We start from the raw sequence: 14,203 nt of genomic DNA, 5'->3' as shown, positions 1-14,203 counted from the left end.
TATAGCACGTTTGACCCACCACCTGCGTTGCGGCCCTGTGAGTTCCGTCATAGGGCCGCAACGCCTCGCGCACTCAGCGCTCTCTCAGGAATTCACTTCGCGAAAGCCCGCGACAGCACGGAGATCGCCTGCGTGATCGCACCTTCGGCGGCGTGCGTCTCGCGCATCGAGTTCACCATCACGAAGTCGTGGATGATCCCCTGGTACCGCACGGCCGTGACGGGCACGCCGGCCTGACGCAGCTTCGCCGCGTACGCCTCGCCTTCGTCGCGAAGGACGTCCGCCTCGCCGGTGATCACGAGGGCCGGCGGCAGCCCGGCGAGCTCCTCGATGGACGCGCGCAGCGGCGACGCGGTGATCTCCGCGCGCTGGGCCGGGTCCGTCGTGTACTGGTCCCAGAACCACTTCATGCCCTCGCGGGCGAGGAAGTAGCCCTCGGCGAACTCCGTGTACGACGCGGTGTCGAAGTTCGCGTCGGTGACCGGGTAGAAGAGCACCTGCTGCCGGAAGGTGACGTCACCGCGCTGCTTGGCGAGGATGGTGAGCGCCGCGGTCATGTTCCCGCCGACCGAGTCGCCGGCGACGGCGATGCGCGTGGTGTCGAGCCCCTTCTCGGCCCCGTGCTCGGCGACCCACTTCGCCACGGCGTAGCTCTGCTCGATGGCGACCGGGTAGCGCGCCTCCGGCGAGCGGTCGTACTCCGGGAAGACGACGGCCGCGCCGGTCCCGGCGGCCAGCTCGCGCACCAGGCGCTGGTGGGTGTGGAAGTCACCGAAGACCCAGCCCGCGCCGTGGACGTAGACGATCACCGGCAGCGGACCCTCGACACCCGCCGGGCGGACGATCCGGGTCTCGACCTCGCCGGTCGGCCCGCCGGGCACGGTCAGCACCTCGATCTCGGCGGCGGCCATGGCGATCTCGCCGTCCTGGACGCCGTCGACGGCCTTGCGGCCTTCCTCCGGCGGCAGCTGGAAGAGGTACGGCGGCTGGTCGGTGGCCTCGGCGAACGCCTGTGCGGCCGGTTCCAGAGCGATGTGGTGCGGGTTGGCGGTCATCTCTGCCTCCTCGGGGCGGGTGGAGCAAGCTGATGGCGTAAAGGTAGCTCTCAACTGAGTTGTGCACAACTTAATGACGCTCAATGAGATCAGGGGCACTTAAGTTGCCACGCACCACCCGATCGGGGACCATGGAGAGTTACGAGAGAGGAGGCCGCCATGACGGAGAACGGCTCACTGCGCCTGGACGACCAGCTCTGCTTCGGCCTGTACTCGGCGTCCCGCGCGGTGACGTCGCTGTACCGGGTCGTCCTCGCGGAGCTCGACCTGACCTACCCCCAGTACCTCGTGATGCTGGCGCTCTGGGAGCAGGACGACCGCCTGGTCAAGGAGCTCGGCGCCGAGCTGAACCTCGACTCCGGCACGCTGTCGCCGCTGCTCAAGCGGCTGCACGCGGCCGGTCTCGTGCTGCGCAACCGGCAGGTCGACGACGAGCGCGCGGTCATGGTCAGCCTCAGCGACGCCGGGAAGGCGCTGCGAAAGAAGGCCGTCGGCGTCCCGGACGCGATCGGCGACGCGATGGGCCTCGACGCAGCCGGACTCGCCCGGATGCGCGGCGAACTCGACCGTTTGACTGCGTCCGTGAACGCCTATCGGGAGGCGTTGTCCCCGGCGTGATCAAGGCGTCGGCCTGGGTGGTTAGCATGGGCCACGAAGCAGGCAGGGGACGCGAATGATCAACCACGACGACGCGCTCAAGGCCGTCGAGAGCAGTCTCGACCGGCCGTCCGCCGCCCGGATCTACGACTACTTCATCGGCGGGAACACGAACTACGCGATCGATCGCGCGTTCGCCGAGAAGGTCCGCGCCCGGCTGCCGCTGATGGGCGAGTACTGCCTGACCAGCCGCCAGTTCCTCGGCCGCGCCGTGCGCGAGTGCGTGCGCACCGGCATCCGCCAGTTCGTCGACATCGGCTCCGGGCTGCCGACGGCGGGCAACGTGCACGAGGTCGCCGACGAGACGCGCGACGAGCTCGACACCCGCGTGCTCTACATCGACAACGAGCCCATCGCGCTCGCGCACTCGACGCTGCTGCTCGCCGACACCGCCGACCCGGAGCGCCACCACGCGATCGCGGCGGACTTCCTGCAGCCCGAAGACCTCTGGGAGCGGGTGGCCGCCTCGGCCATCATCGACGTGCGGCAGCCGATCGCCCTGGTGATCAACGCCGTCATGCACTTCATCAAGGACGACCGGAACCCCGACCGGCTGCTCGCCTTCTACCGCCGGAAGCTCGCCCCCGGGTCGCTGCTGGTGCTGTCGCAGATGACCAACGAGAACCCGGTCAACGACGACGAGCGGCAGGCCCTGATCGACCTGCTCGAGTACTACGAGACCACGACCAACCCGGGGTTCCTGCGGCCGATGGCCGAGTTCGAGCGCTTCTTCGGCGGCTGGCCGATGCTGGAGCCCGGGCTCGTCTACGCGCCGGCGTGGCACCCGGACGACCAGACCGTGTTCGCCGGTTCGCCGTCCGAGTCGCGGGTGATCGGCGGCATCGCCCGCAAGCCCTGATCCACCCGGCTTCCACCCCCGGGTTGACGCTCCGGGGCGCCGGCGCGAGCACCGTGGTGTCCACGCACCGCGGAAGGGACGCTCGTGAACAGCTCGGTCAACATCCTCATCGGAATCGTCGTCGTGGCCTGGATCCTGTGGCGCCAGACGCAGAAGCGCCCGGTCCGGGAGGATCGCAAGCCGACCGTGCTGCTGATCCTGCTGGTGCTCGGGGTGCTCCAGCTGAGCTCGTTCTTCAAGTCCGCGTCGTCGACGGCCCTGGTGATCGGCCTGCTCGTCGGCAGCCTGGTGCTGGCCGCGGGGTTCGGCGTGGTCCGCGGGTACACCGTGCGGCTCTGGCGCCAGGACGGGCAGCTGTTCCGCCAGGGCACCTGGCTCACGATCGTGCTGTGGCTGGCCGGGATCGGCGTCCACATCGGACTCGACGCGCTGATCGACAGCAGCGCGAAGGGCCTGGGCAGCGCGTCGATCCTGCTCTACCTGGCCGTTTCGCTGGGCACGCAGCGGCTGGTCGTCCAGTCGCGCGCGAACCACGCCGTGCGCGTCTAGGACGCTTCGCGCAGGCCTTCCAGGACGTCGAGGACGGCGCTCTTGCCCAGGTCGACGGCCTTGTGCAGGACCTCGGGATCGCGTTCCAGCACGGCCACGTCCGGTGCGCCCATCGGCGGCCGGACGCTGAGGATGCGCGGGTCGGTCGCGAGGATCTCCTCGTCTTCGACGTCGCGGCGGTAGGTGTCGTGCCAGGCGGTGATCGTGCCCGGCGCCTGGCGGCGCAGGAACCGCGGCACGACGACGTCCTGCACCCGCGGCGGCCGCACCGGCAACTCGTCCATGCGGCGGGTGCGCAGCACCAGCACATCCGTGGCGTCCTGGGCGAGCGCGGTGCGGAACGGGATCGGCTCGGCCACCCCGGCGTCGACGAACCGGCGCCCGGCCATCGGGATCGGCGGCCCGGCCAGCACCGGCATGCAGGACGACGCCGCGAGCGCGACCTTGATCGCGTCGACGTCGTCGATGAAGGGGTGCAGGTCGGTGGACTCGCCGGTGTCGGCGTCGGTGGCCAGCGGGTGGAACGTCACCGGGTTGGCCAGGATCGCCGGGAAGTCCATCGGCTCCAGCACCGAATAGACCTGGTGGACGAGGTATTCGAGGTCGATCACGGCGCGGCCGCGCAGGGTGTGCAGCGGGTTGATGATCCGGCGCATGACCACCGGGTTCCACCAGGTCCGCACGCCGGTCGACGAGCGGCCGCAGAGCAGCCAGGCGCCGTTCAGCGCGCCGGCCGACGAGCCGTAGACGGCGTCGAACGCGGGCGTGACGCCCAGTTCGTCCAGCGCCAGGACCATCCCGCTCGAGTAGGTGCCGCGGCTGCTGCCGCCCTCGATGGCCAGCGCGAGGCGCCGGCCGTCCGTGCGTTCGCCCGGGACACTGCCGGTCGCCAGCCGTTCGGAGATCAGTTCGAGTACCGGGTGCACTCCTCCCATCCTGGTCTTTTACGGCGATTCGTCGACCCGATTTGCGTCACTCGCGCGGGTGAAGTGATGGGCGCCTCGTTGCACTGCAACTCGTTGCATAGGACCCTCTGAGCATGGCACTGGAGCACGCGATCCTCGTTTCGCTGTCCGAGCGCGCCGGCTCGGGCTACGAGCTGACGCGCCGGTTCGAGAAGTCGATCGGGCTCTTCTGGAGCGCCACCCACCAGCAGATCTACCGCGTGCTGAAGCGGATGGAAGAGGCCGGCTGGGTCGCCGTCGACGTCGTCGCGCAGTCGGGGCGGCCGGACAAGAAGGTCTACACGGTCGGCGAAGGCGGACGCGCCGAGCTCGTCCGCTGGCTGGGCGAACCGGACCCGTCGGCCGGGCCCGTCGAACTCGCGGTCAAGATCCGCGGCGCGAGCTTCGGGGATCCCGGCGCGGTCGCCGCGGAGATCGTCCGGCACCGCTCCGCGCACGCCGAATGCCTCGACGTCTACCGCCAGATCGAGAAACGCGACTTCCCCGCGCCCGGCGCCCTCCACGGCCGGCACCTGCACCAGTACCTGGTCCTGCGCGGCGGCATCCGCGTCGAGGAGGGCCAGGTCGAGTGGTTCGACGAAGTTCTCGCTGCTCTCCACCACGAGAAGGACGCCTGATGACCGACTACCCGAACTTGCTGGCCCCGCTGGACCTCGGCTTCACGACGCTGCGCAACCGCGTGATCATGGGGTCGATGCACACCGGCCTGGAGGACAAGGCCGCGCACTTCCCCGAGCTGGCCGAGTACTACGCCGAGCGCGCCCGCGGCGGGGTCGGGCTGATCGTCACCGGCGGCTTCGCGCCGAACCGCACCGGCTGGCTGCTGCCGCTGGCCTCGAAGCTGACGACGGCCGCCGAGGCGCGCGAGCACCGGCAGCTCACCGCGCCGGTGCACGAGGCCGGCGGCAAGATCGCGCTGCAGATCCTGCACGCGGGCCGCTACGCCTACCACCCGCTGAGCGTCTCCGCGTCGAGCCGCAAGGCGCCGATCAACCCGTTCCGGCCGCGCGCGCTGACCGGCTACGGCGTGCGTCAGCAGATCCGCGCCTTCGCCGACTGCGCCGCTCTCGCGCGCGAAGCGGGCTACGACGGCGTCGAGATCATGGGCTCCGAGGGCTACCTGATCAACCAGTTCCTGGCCGAGCGCACCAACAAGCGCACCGACGCCTGGGGCGGCACGGCCGAGAAGCGCCGCCGGTTCGCCGTCGAGATCGTGCGCCGGACGCGCGAGAAGGTCGGCGACGACTTCGTCATCATCTACCGGCTTTCGATGCTGGACCTGGTGCCCGGCGGCCAGCCGTGGGAGGACGTCGTCGCGCTCGCGAAGGACGTCGAAGCCGCCGGGGCGACGATCATCAACACCGGCATCGGCTGGCACGAGGCCCGCGTGCCGACGATCGTCACGTCGGTGCCGCGCGCCGCGTTCACCTGGGTCACCGGGAAGCTCAAGCCGCACGTCGGGATCCCGGTGGTGACGTCGAACCGGATCAACATGCCGCAGGTCGCCGAGGAGGCCCTGGCCCGTGGCGACGCCGATCTGGTGTCGATGGCCCGGCCGTTCCTCGCCGACCCGGAGTGGATCCGGAAGGCCGCGAGCGGCCGCGAAGACGAGATCAACACCTGTATCGCCTGCAACCAGGCCTGCCTCGACCACGCCTTCAAGCGCAAGCTCGTGTCCTGCATGGTGAACCCGCGCGCCGGTCACGAGACGACGTTGACGCTCACCCCGACGCGGCGCGTCAAGCACATCGCCGTCGTCGGCGCCGGGCCCGCCGGGCTGTCGTCCGCCACCGCGCTCGCCGAGCGCGGCCACCGCGTCGAGCTGTTCGAGGCGGACGACGAGATCGGCGGCCAGTTCGGCATCGCGCGGAAGATCCCCGGCAAGGAGGAGTTCGCCGAGACGATCCGCTACTACCAGCGGCGGCTCGAGGTGACCGGCGTGAAGCTGCACCTCGGCACGCGCGTCACCGCGGCGGACCTGACCGACTTCGACGAGGTCGTGGTGGCCACCGGTGTCGCGCCGCGGGTGCCGTCGCTGCCCGGCATCGAGCACCCGAAGGTGCTGTCCTACGTCGACGTCGTCCGGCACGGGAAGCCGGTCGGCGACCGGGTCGCGGTGATCGGCGCCGGCGGGATCGGCGTCGACGTCAGCGAGTTCCTCACGCACCTCGGCTCCCCCGCGCTCGACCTCGACGCGTGGATGACCGAATGGGGCGTCACCGATCCCGAGCACGCGCCCGGCGGCCTCGCCGAGCCGAAGCCCGAGCCGTCGCCGCGGCACGTCTACCTGCTGCAGCGCAAGAAGTCCGGGATCGGTGCCGGGCTCGGCAAGACGTCCGGCTGGGTGCACCGCGCCGCGCTGAAGGCGAAGGGTGTCGAACGGATCCCCGGCGTCACCTACGACCGCATCGACGACGCCGGTCTGCACATCACCGTGGCCGGCGAAGCACGGCTGCTGGAAGTCGACACGGTCGTCGTCTGCGCCGGTCAGGAGCCCGTGCGCGCGCTGGCCGACGAGCTGCGGGACCACGGTCGGCCGGTGCACGTGATCGGCGGCGCCGACGTCGCCGCCGAACTCGACGCGAAACGCGCGATCGACCAGGGCACGCGGCTCGCGGCCGCGCTGTAGCCCGGGAGGGGTCCGGCACTGGCAGGATGAACCCCGTGCGAGACGTATGCGTGATCGGGCTCGGGCTGATCGGCGGTTCGCTGCTGCGCGCGGCGGCCGCGAGCGGCCGCACGGCGTGGGGAGCGGCGGTTTCCGAAGTGGACGCCGACGCGGCCAGCAGAGCGGGGTTCGACGTCACGACCGACGTCGAGGCCGCGCTGCACCGGGCCGCCGCCGACGACGCGCTGGTCGTGCTGGCCGTGCCGCTGCCGGCCGTCGAAGACCTGCTGCGCCTGGTCGCCCAGCACGCGTCGCACTGCCTGCTCACCGACGTCACCAGCGTCAAGGCGCCGGTGCTGGACGCCGTCCGCCGCCGGGTGCCGTACACGCGCTACGTCGGCGGGCACCCGATGGCCGGGACGTCCCACTCGGGCTGGCTGGCCAGCGACGCCGCGCTGTTCCGGGGCGCCGCGTGGGTGGTCGGCGTCGAGGACGACACCGACCTCGAAGCCTGGGCCGAGGTGGCGCAGCTGGTGCTCGACCTCGGCGCGCACGTCGTGCCGCTGCCCGCGGAGTCGCACGACGAAGCCGTCGCGCGGATCTCCCACCTGCCGCACCTGCTCGCCGCGATCCTCGCCACCATCGGCGCCGAAGGCGGCCCGCTGGCGATGTCGCTCGCCGCCGGCTCCTACCGCGACGGGACGCGCGTCGCCGGGTCGAACCCGCACCTGGTGCGCGCGATGACCGAGGGCAACCGGGACGCGCTGCTCCCGATCGTCGACGAAGCCCTCGGCCGGCTCGGCGCCGCGCGCGGTTCGCTGGCCTCGACCGGCGGCCTGGCGGCGACGATCAACGCCGGACACGAAGGCGCGCAAGCGCTTGCGGCCGGCCTGGACGCCGAGCGGGCGGGCGTGCGGATCAGCCTGGCCGCCCCGGACGCGCGGGACGGCCTGATCGCACTCGGCGAGCGCGGCGGCCGGATCACCGGCCTCGCGGACGGCGTCGCGACCGGCGAGGTCCAGTAGGAACGTCCGTGAATGCCACATTCAGGGACGCTGAGTCCGTGAATCCCACATTCACGGACACTAAGGCCCTCAATGTGGCATTCACGGACTTGGGAACCTACTGAGCGGGCGGGGGCGGCGGGGCAGCCGGGGGCGGGTTGTCCGGGGTGTTGTCGAACTTGTTGAGGAAGTCCTTCGCCTTCTCGACGCCGCCGTCGATCTGCGAGTCGTGGCCGGCGAACTTCGACTTCGCGAAGTCGGCCGCCTTGTCGAGGCCCTGCTCGATCTTGTCGTTGTGCTCCCGCAAGGCGTCTTCGGCCTTGCCCTTCAACGCGTCGAAGTCGATTCCCATGAGTGCATTGAACAGCACTCGTGTCACGTACGCCTGTGGTAGGGCAAAAACCGCCTGACCAGCCGCAACGGCGTGTGTTCGACCAGGTCCGGCCCGCGGACGGCGTCGAACGCCGACTCCAGCTGGTCGACCACGCCGGCCAGCTGCTCGCTGTCGGGCAGCGGCACCGATTCCGGCGTCCGCTGCTCGCGGATCGACGCCGCCAGCTCCTCGATCGCGGTGGTCAGCAGCTCGACGTCCGACGGCGACGGCGGCGCCACCCCACGCCCGATCGTCACGCCGACCTCGGTGACGGCGTCCGCGACGCGTTCCTGCGCGGCGATCACCGGCCACCACGCCACCGCCTGGCGGCCGTTGGCCGACGGCTCGACGACGACCTGCTGGAACGCCGTCCGCAGGTCGGCCAGGGCCCGGTAGGCGCCGCGCCGGGCCCGGGACCGCGCCAGCCGCGCGTCGCCCGACGAGGCCTCGACCAGCGCGTACTCGACGTACTTCGCGACGGCGTCCAGCCCGTCGGCCAGCCGGCCGCCGACCTGCGGACGACGGCTGCCGGGCCACAGCAGGTAGCCGAAGACGAGCACGATCACGCAGCCCAGCGCCGTGTCGACCAGCCGGGCCACGACGACGTCCCAGCTCGCGGTGTTCGCCAGGTCCATCTGCAGGATGATCAACGGCGTCACGAACGCGCTGAGGATGCCGTAGTTGCGCACCTTCCCGACCGCGACACCGCCGGCGAAGATCGCGATCAGCGCCACCAGGATCCAGCCGCGCCCGCCCGCGACCAGCACGGCGGCGCCGATCCCGACGCCGACGACCGTGCCGATGCCACGCAGCACCGCGCGGCCGAAGACCGACCCGAAGTCCGGCTTCAGCACGATGCCGACGGTCAGGGTGAGCCAGTAGGACCGCTCCAGCGGCACGAGCAGGCCGACGACCTCGGCGATCGCGACGCACAGCGTCAGCCGCAGGGCGGCGATCCAGGTCAGCGGGCCGGACGCGAGCGAGCGCACCCAGTCCCGCAGGCGCCGATACCAGGGCGCCTGCTCCCGGCGCTTCCGGTCGTCGCCCTTCCCGATCCGGACCAGCCCGGCGTAGAGCGCGGCCCGCAGCGGGTCGGCGTCGTCGGCCGGTTCCGGCGGGGGTTCGGGCAGCGGCTGGCTGGCCAGCACCGCGGCCGACAGCGCGACGAAGTGGTCGATGACGTCGCCGGACACCCGGCGGCCGGCGTTGACCAGCGCCACCGACGCCTCGACCGCAGGGGTCGTCGCCGAGAGCAGGTTGAGCAGCTGCCGGTAGGCGGCGTCGCGGCCGGAGAGCCACGAGCGCGCGGTGAGCAACTGGTCGTAGGCGGTGTTCATGGCCGTGGTCAGCCGGTGGCGGGCCACCCGCGAGACGGCTTCGTCGGTCGCCGAGAGCATCGCGGCCAGCTCGACGTAGACGTGCGCGACGGCGCTGCGTTCGGCGCTGGTCGCGCGGACCGTCCAGGTGACGAGCGCGACCAGCAGGCTCCACGCGGCGCCGACGCAGAAGTAGCCGAGCAGGATCTCGACGCGGACGCCGGTCGCGTGCTGGCCGGTGCCGAGCACGCAGAACACGAACATCTGCAGCCCGGCCACCGAGGCGTTGCTGCCGGCCGCGCTGATCAGCGCGGACACCGCGGCGACCAGGATCACCGCGGGCACGGACAGCGCCGGCGTGCCGCCGGTCAGCAGGCCGACGACGTACCCGGCGGTGGCGGCGAGCGTCGCGCCGCCCAGGCGTCGCGCGCGGTAGCGGTACGGCCCGGCGGACTCGGACAGCACGGCGGGCAGCGCGCCGGTCGAGATCAGGGCGCCGACGGCGATGTCGCCCGCCGCGAAGCCCACGGCCAGCGGGACGGCGAGGGCGAGCACGGCCCGGGCGACCATGTTCCAGGGCACCGGGACCGGCTTGCTCCGCAGCAGCTGGACGAGCCAGTGCGGCGCGGCGATGTCGGGACGCGGCGTGCTCACGCCCCCATCTTGACCTACGCTGCCGGGAACGCTTAATTATCAACCTGTCAACAACGCGGGAGGTTCCGGTGGGCCGCAAGTACTCCTTCGAGGTCAACCGCACGAGCACGGCGCCGCCGGCGGCGCTGTTCGCGCGCGAAGCGGACGGCCCGCGCTGGGCGGAGTGGGGAAAACCACTGATCATCCAGGCGAGCTGGGCCCGGCAGGGCACCGACGAGCCGAACGGCGTGGGCGCCGTCCGCGCGGTCGGCCTGTGGCCGGTGCTGATCAAGGAGGAGACCGTCGAGTACGAGCAGGACCGCCGGCACGTCTACACGTTCTTCGGGAACAACCCGATCAAGGACTACCGGGCCGAGGTGTTCTTCACCCCGACCGTCGACGGCGGCACGCACCTGCGCTGGACCGGCTCGTTCACCGAGCCCGTGCGCGGCAGCGGCCCGATCCTGGCCGCCGGCCTGAAGAACGTCATCCGGCTGTTCTCGGCGAAGCTGGTCAAGGCGGCCGAAACCGGGCACTGACCTGGGTGCGTCAGGCCACACAAGATCGTTTGACGCAACTTCGCGCCTCACCCCCGCGTCACCCTTTCGGGTAGTCCTCGACTACCGCGTGAAAGGGGGACGTGGGGATGTTCAGCAAGAAGCGACACGGACGAGTGACAGCAGTGGTGGCCGCGGCGGTGTTGACACTCGCAGCGTGTTCGAGCGCCCAGCCGGCGCCGCCCGAGCCCAGCCAGCCGAACCCGGCGCCCGGCGGCGGCCCCGGCTCGACGCCGGCCGGGCCCTACGCGTTCGGCACCGTGCAGCAGAAGGCGCCCGCCGCGGCGAACGGCGAAGTCCAGGTCGTCCGCAAGATCACCACCGACAAGCCGTACGTCTTCCTCACGATGGACGACGGCGCGGTCAAGGACCCGGACGCGCTCAAGCTGATGCAGCAGTCCGGCACGCACCCGGTGCTGTTCCTGAACCAGAAGTACGTGAAGGGCCACGAGGCCTACTTCAAGCAGATCCTCGACGCGACCGGCGCGACGCTCGGCGACCACACGGTCGACCACCCGAACCTCAAGGGCAAGCCGTTCGAGTTCCAGCGCAAGGAGATCTGCGACGACGCCGACGACTTCCAGAAGGGCCTCGGCGTCCGGCCGGTGCTGTTCCGGCCGCCGTTCGGCAACTACGACCACAACACCCTGCGCGCGGCGGCCGCGTGCGGGATGCGCGTCGCGGTGCTGTGGACGGCCGCGGTCAACGACGGGCACGTCCAGTTCCAGGCCGGCGACAAGCTCAAGCCGGGCGACATCGTGCTGATGCACTTCCGGAAGACGTTCAAAGAGGACTACACGGCGTTCGTCGAGCAGGCGAAGAAGGACGGGCTCACACCCGTCCCCCTCGCCGACTTCCTCGGTTAGAGCACCACGGTCGGCGTGACGACGGTCCGGCGGCACGTCACGTCACCCAGGTGCACCAGGATCTGCGTGGTCCCGCGCGGCACGTTGTCGAGCACGAACCGGCCGCCTTCGTCGGCGGTCGTGGACGTCGTCCCGTGCTCGGCCACCCGCACCTCGACGCCGTACTGGCCGGCCGGCACCAGCCAGCCGTCGATGCGGTGCTGCTTGCCGATCTTGGTCAGGTTGATCATCACGGTGAGGTCGCTGACGGTGAAGGTGATCGTGCCGGTGCCGCTGCCGCGCACGCCGGCGAGCGTGTCGAGCCGCTCCCAGCGGGCGACCTCGACGTCGAGGTCCTCCAGCGCGAGCGCGAACTGGACCCGTTGCACGAGGTCGTCCGGCGGCGGGTCCAGCTCGTCGAGGAAGCGGCCGATGTCGGCCAGCAGGATTTCGTCGGAAAAGGCCTCGCCCGGCGTCCCGAGGTCGTTCATCGGCTTCCCCCTTCACTGGCGAGGAGATCGCGCATCTGGTCGAGGCAGCGCCCTCTGGTCGGTCCGACGCTGCCGCGCGGCATACGCAGCGCTTCGGCGACGAGCTGGTACTCCGCGCGGCCCGCGAGGACGGTCAGCCGGAGCAACTCCTGACAGCGGTGGGGCAGCCGGACGAAGGCGCGCCAGACCCGGCGGTCGCGGTCGGCGCGGACGGCTTCGTCTTCGGGAGCCGGTTGGGTGCTGGGCATGGCTTCGGCCACCTCGTCGCTCAGCGGGACGGGCTGGATGCGGCGGCCGTGCGGGTGGGTCGCTTCGCGCCGGGTCGTGGTGATCAACCAGGCGGCGAGCGCCTTGGGATCACGCAGCTTCCCGAGCTGGCTGAAGAGGGCGAGCCACACGGTCTGGACCACGTCCTCGGCGACCGAGCGGTCGAGCCCGTTGGCCCGGGCCACGTGCCAGACGAGCGGGGTGAGCTCGTCGACCAGGCGGGCCATCGCCTGGCGGTCGCCTTCTCTCGCCGCGTGCATGCAGGCGGCATGCAGCTCGGCGCCGGTCAGGCCCTCCCAAGGAGGATCAACCTCTGCGGTTTGCACGTCGGTCACCGTATCTGCCCCTCTTCGGAAACGTCTTCGAGTCGGCTTCGGCAGTATCGCGGGTCCTTCGGGGGGAAGGAGCGTGCAGGTGGATCTCGGATACATCAAGTCTCTTAGTTCGTCGGTCACGCTCGCGGTCAACGGCTGCGGGGGAGGTACCGGCCGACGCAGGCGTGTGGACTCGCGCCGACCGGTACTCCCCTCCCTCACGGGCCCGCTCCCCAACGGGCCCCGCCGGATGACCCCTCCCCCGAAGGGCACCCGGCCGACGGCGTCCGGGGGCCCCCTCGGCTCCCGGCCACCGCGTTTTCCTCCGAACCCGGCACCCCCTGCCCGATCCGATCTCCGTGCTTGGCTGCTCCACAGGACGCAGTGGCGGGACCGTCAGATACACGAATGCCCGAGAATTTCCGAAGATCGACGGAATGCGGCTACTTGATCACCGAGAGTGCACCGGCAAGCGTTTGCGCCCACCGCGCGTAGCCCGCCGGGCCCGGGTGGAAGCGATCCGGCGCGAAGGCCTCGGGGTCGAGCAGGCCGGGCGCCATCGGCACGTGCGTGACGCCGGGAACGCGTGCCACGGCGGCGGCCGCCGCGTCGAGCGCACTCGACCGGGCGGCGAGGACGTCCCGCAGCGGCCGCGGCAGCGACGGGAAGCGCGCCATCGGCGGGACACCGGCGAGGACGACGTCGACCGGGCCGAGGCGGCGGCGCAGGTCGACGACGAGGGCCAGCAGGTCACGCCGGTAGCCGGCGGCCGTCCGCAGCTCGATCGTGTCGTTGACGCCGAGGGCGATCACCACGAGATCGGCGGGCTCCACGAGCGGCGCCAGCTCGGCGCGGACGGTCCGGGCGTTGGCCCCGGTCCGCCCGACGGCCTGCCAGCGCACGGCCCGGCCGCCCTGCGCGAGCTCACGGGCGAGGCAGCCGGTCAGCGCCTCTTCGTGGGTGGCCGCGCCGACGCCGTCCACTGTGGACTCCCCGAGCACGGCCAGCCGGAAGGGCTCCCCCGCGCCCGCGACGACGCCGTCGGCAGGCCCGGCGGCCCCGGGCAGCCGCGGCGTCGTCCGCTTGACGTACACCGCTTGGGCGGCGAGGAGGAGGATCACGCCTCGACGTTAGCTGGCGCGGTTCTTCTCTTCGCGCATCTTGTGCCAGCGCTCGTACATCCCGTTGAGCTCTTCGAGCATGAACGACAGGAAGTCCCGCATCTCGGCGAGCCGGTCGCCGGCGGGTGACCCCTCGCCCAGCGCGTCGATGCCGTTCTCGGCCGCGTCGCGCCACATGATGATCATGCGGTCGCGCTTGAGGAACGTGGCGTACCAGAGGTCGTCGAAGAGGCGGTAGTGGTCGCGGCGCTCGCCGGGCTCGCGTTCCTTGGCGACCAGGCCGATCTGCTCCAGGAAGCGCACGGCACCGGAGACGGCCGCGGGGCTGACCGACAGCTGGGAGGCCAGGTCGGCCGCGGTCAGGCGGCCCGCGTCGGTGGTCATCAGGGCCGCGAACACCCGCGCGGACATGCGTTGCATCCCGATCTGCGAGAGCACCAGGGCCAGGCTTTCGACGTACCGGCGGACGGCGTCTTCATCTCGCTTCGTGTCAGGCGTCGTCATCCGGCCATCCTCTCGCACCACCCAGTCAAGATCACTCAGTCTAGACATTTTCTTAACTTCACAACTTCGTGAAATCAGTGTAGCT

At 71.2% G+C, this 14,203-nt stretch carries 16 protein-coding genes; 8 read left to right on the top strand and 8 right to left on the bottom strand.

The genetic code is table 11. The features are described 5' to 3' along the window. Positions 1-92 precede the first annotated feature (92 nt). Positions 93-1,055, bottom strand: a complete 963-nt coding sequence (locus OHS58_RS39145) for an alpha/beta hydrolase (RefSeq protein WP_328645735.1) — start codon at positions 1,053-1,055, stop codon at positions 93-95. Positions 1,056-1,214: 159 nt separating this feature from the next. On the opposite strand from OHS58_RS39145, the gene OHS58_RS39140 reads away from it, so the two are divergent. The 3 genes from OHS58_RS39140 (at position 1,215) to OHS58_RS39130 (ending at position 3,120) form a co-directional block, all read left to right on the top strand. Then, positions 1,215-1,673, top strand: coding sequence for a MarR family winged helix-turn-helix transcriptional regulator (locus OHS58_RS39140; RefSeq protein ID WP_328645734.1), 459 nt, complete (start codon positions 1,215-1,217; stop codon positions 1,671-1,673). A gap of 55 nt (positions 1,674-1,728) precedes the next feature. Then, positions 1,729-2,571 (top strand): SAM-dependent methyltransferase, encoded by an 843-nt coding sequence (locus OHS58_RS39135; protein WP_328645733.1) that lies wholly within the window; start codon positions 1,729-1,731, stop codon positions 2,569-2,571. 84 nt (positions 2,572-2,655) lie between these two features. After that, positions 2,656-3,120, top strand: a complete 465-nt coding sequence (locus OHS58_RS39130) for a hypothetical protein (RefSeq protein WP_326945713.1) — start codon at positions 2,656-2,658, stop codon at positions 3,118-3,120. Here the strand turns inward: OHS58_RS39130 and OHS58_RS39125 are convergent. Further along, positions 3,117-4,055, bottom strand: a complete 939-nt coding sequence (locus OHS58_RS39125) for a patatin-like phospholipase family protein (RefSeq protein WP_328645732.1) — start codon at positions 4,053-4,055, stop codon at positions 3,117-3,119. The two genes, OHS58_RS39130 and OHS58_RS39125, sit on opposite strands and share 4 nt — an antisense overlap. Positions 4,056-4,159: 104 nt before the next feature. On the opposite strand from OHS58_RS39125, the gene OHS58_RS39120 reads away from it, so the two are divergent. From OHS58_RS39120 to OHS58_RS39110, 3 genes are read left to right on the top strand one after another with little or no spacing between them, the layout of a single operon-like run. Further along, the gene (locus OHS58_RS39120; RefSeq protein WP_328645731.1) at positions 4,160-4,702 is read left to right on the top strand and encodes a PadR family transcriptional regulator; all 543 of its coding nucleotides are present in this window, start codon (positions 4,160-4,162) and stop codon (positions 4,700-4,702) included. Next, the gene (locus OHS58_RS39115) at positions 4,702-6,714 is read left to right on the top strand and encodes an NADPH-dependent 2,4-dienoyl-CoA reductase (protein ID WP_328645730.1); all 2,013 of its coding nucleotides are present in this window, start codon (positions 4,702-4,704) and stop codon (positions 6,712-6,714) included. The genes OHS58_RS39120 and OHS58_RS39115 overlap by 1 nt, the downstream gene beginning before the upstream one ends. Positions 6,715-6,740: 26 nt before the next feature. Continuing rightward, positions 6,741-7,718, top strand: a complete 978-nt coding sequence (locus OHS58_RS39110; protein WP_326945709.1) for a prephenate dehydrogenase — start codon at positions 6,741-6,743, stop codon at positions 7,716-7,718. 97 nt (positions 7,719-7,815) lie between these two features. Here OHS58_RS39110 and OHS58_RS39105 read toward each other — a convergent pair whose 3' ends face one another. Then, positions 7,816-8,049, bottom strand: coding sequence for an antitoxin (locus OHS58_RS39105; RefSeq protein ID WP_328645729.1), 234 nt, complete (start codon positions 8,047-8,049; stop codon positions 7,816-7,818). A 23-nt stretch (positions 8,050-8,072) separates the two neighbouring features. Next, complete coding sequence (locus OHS58_RS39100; RefSeq protein ID WP_328645728.1) at positions 8,073-10,040, bottom strand: FUSC family protein; 1,968 nt, start codon at positions 10,038-10,040, stop codon at positions 8,073-8,075. A 68-nt stretch (positions 10,041-10,108) separates the two neighbouring features. Between OHS58_RS39100 and OHS58_RS39095 the strand changes: the two genes are divergently transcribed. Continuing rightward, a complete protein-coding gene (locus tag OHS58_RS39095; RefSeq protein ID WP_247060074.1) occupies positions 10,109-10,558 on the top strand; it encodes an SRPBCC family protein in 450 nt (149 codons plus the stop codon). A gap of 143 nt (positions 10,559-10,701) precedes the next feature. Then, complete coding sequence (locus OHS58_RS39090; RefSeq protein ID WP_328649928.1) at positions 10,702-11,442, top strand: polysaccharide deacetylase family protein; 741 nt, start codon at positions 10,702-10,704, stop codon at positions 11,440-11,442. Here OHS58_RS39090 and OHS58_RS39085 read toward each other — a convergent pair. From OHS58_RS39085 to OHS58_RS39070, 4 genes are all read right to left on the bottom strand, one after another. Beyond that, a complete protein-coding gene (locus OHS58_RS39085) occupies positions 11,439-11,912 on the bottom strand; it encodes a carboxypeptidase regulatory-like domain-containing protein (protein WP_328645727.1) in 474 nt (157 codons plus the stop codon). The two genes, OHS58_RS39090 and OHS58_RS39085, sit on opposite strands and share 4 nt — an antisense overlap. Next, positions 11,909-12,514: an RNA polymerase sigma factor gene (locus OHS58_RS39080; RefSeq protein ID WP_247060070.1), complete on the bottom strand. Its 606-nt coding sequence runs from the start codon at positions 12,512-12,514 to the stop codon at positions 11,909-11,911. The genes OHS58_RS39085 and OHS58_RS39080 overlap by 4 nt, the downstream gene beginning before the upstream one ends. Before the next feature lie 422 nt (positions 12,515-12,936). Beyond that, positions 12,937-13,614, bottom strand: coding sequence for an SGNH/GDSL hydrolase family protein (locus OHS58_RS39075; protein ID WP_326945705.1), 678 nt, complete (start codon positions 13,612-13,614; stop codon positions 12,937-12,939). 9 nt (positions 13,615-13,623) lie between these two features. After that, positions 13,624-14,118, bottom strand: coding sequence for a GbsR/MarR family transcriptional regulator (locus OHS58_RS39070; RefSeq protein ID WP_326945704.1), 495 nt, complete (start codon positions 14,116-14,118; stop codon positions 13,624-13,626). Positions 14,119-14,203: the final 85 nt, after the last annotated feature.

Origin of the sequence: Amycolatopsis sp. NBC_00348 (genome assembly GCF_036114655.1) — a bacterium.
Lineage (GTDB): Bacteria > Actinomycetota > Actinomycetes > Mycobacteriales > Pseudonocardiaceae > Amycolatopsis.
The sequence above is the reverse complement of the archived record's forward strand: the minus strand, read 5'-3'. Positions and strand labels throughout refer to the sequence as shown.

Bases quoted from the DNA above. Each gene is read 5' to 3' on its own strand.
- OHS58_RS39145 (WP_328645735.1), bottom strand. From the start codon at position 1,055: ATGACCGCCAACCCGCACCACATCGCTCTGGAACCGGCCGCACAGGCG.
- OHS58_RS39140 (WP_328645734.1), top strand. From the start codon at position 1,215: ATGACGGAGAACGGCTCACTGCGCCTGGACGACCAGCTCTGCTTCGGC.
- OHS58_RS39135 (WP_328645733.1), top strand. From the start codon at position 1,729: ATGATCAACCACGACGACGCGCTCAAGGCCGTCGAGAGCAGTCTCGAC.
- OHS58_RS39125 (WP_328645732.1), bottom strand. From the start codon at position 4,055: ATGGGAGGAGTGCACCCGGTACTCGAACTGATCTCCGAACGGCTGGCG.
- OHS58_RS39120 (WP_328645731.1), top strand. From the start codon at position 4,160: ATGGCACTGGAGCACGCGATCCTCGTTTCGCTGTCCGAGCGCGCCGGC.
- OHS58_RS39115 (WP_328645730.1), top strand. From the start codon at position 4,702: ATGACCGACTACCCGAACTTGCTGGCCCCGCTGGACCTCGGCTTCACG.
- OHS58_RS39110 (WP_326945709.1), top strand. From the start codon at position 6,741: ATGAACCCCGTGCGAGACGTATGCGTGATCGGGCTCGGGCTGATCGGC.
- OHS58_RS39105 (WP_328645729.1), bottom strand. From the start codon at position 8,049: ATGGGAATCGACTTCGACGCGTTGAAGGGCAAGGCCGAAGACGCCTTG.
- OHS58_RS39085 (WP_328645727.1), bottom strand. From the start codon at position 11,912: ATGAACGACCTCGGGACGCCGGGCGAGGCCTTTTCCGACGAAATCCTG.
- OHS58_RS39070 (WP_326945704.1), bottom strand. From the start codon at position 14,118: ATGACGACGCCTGACACGAAGCGAGATGAAGACGCCGTCCGCCGGTAC.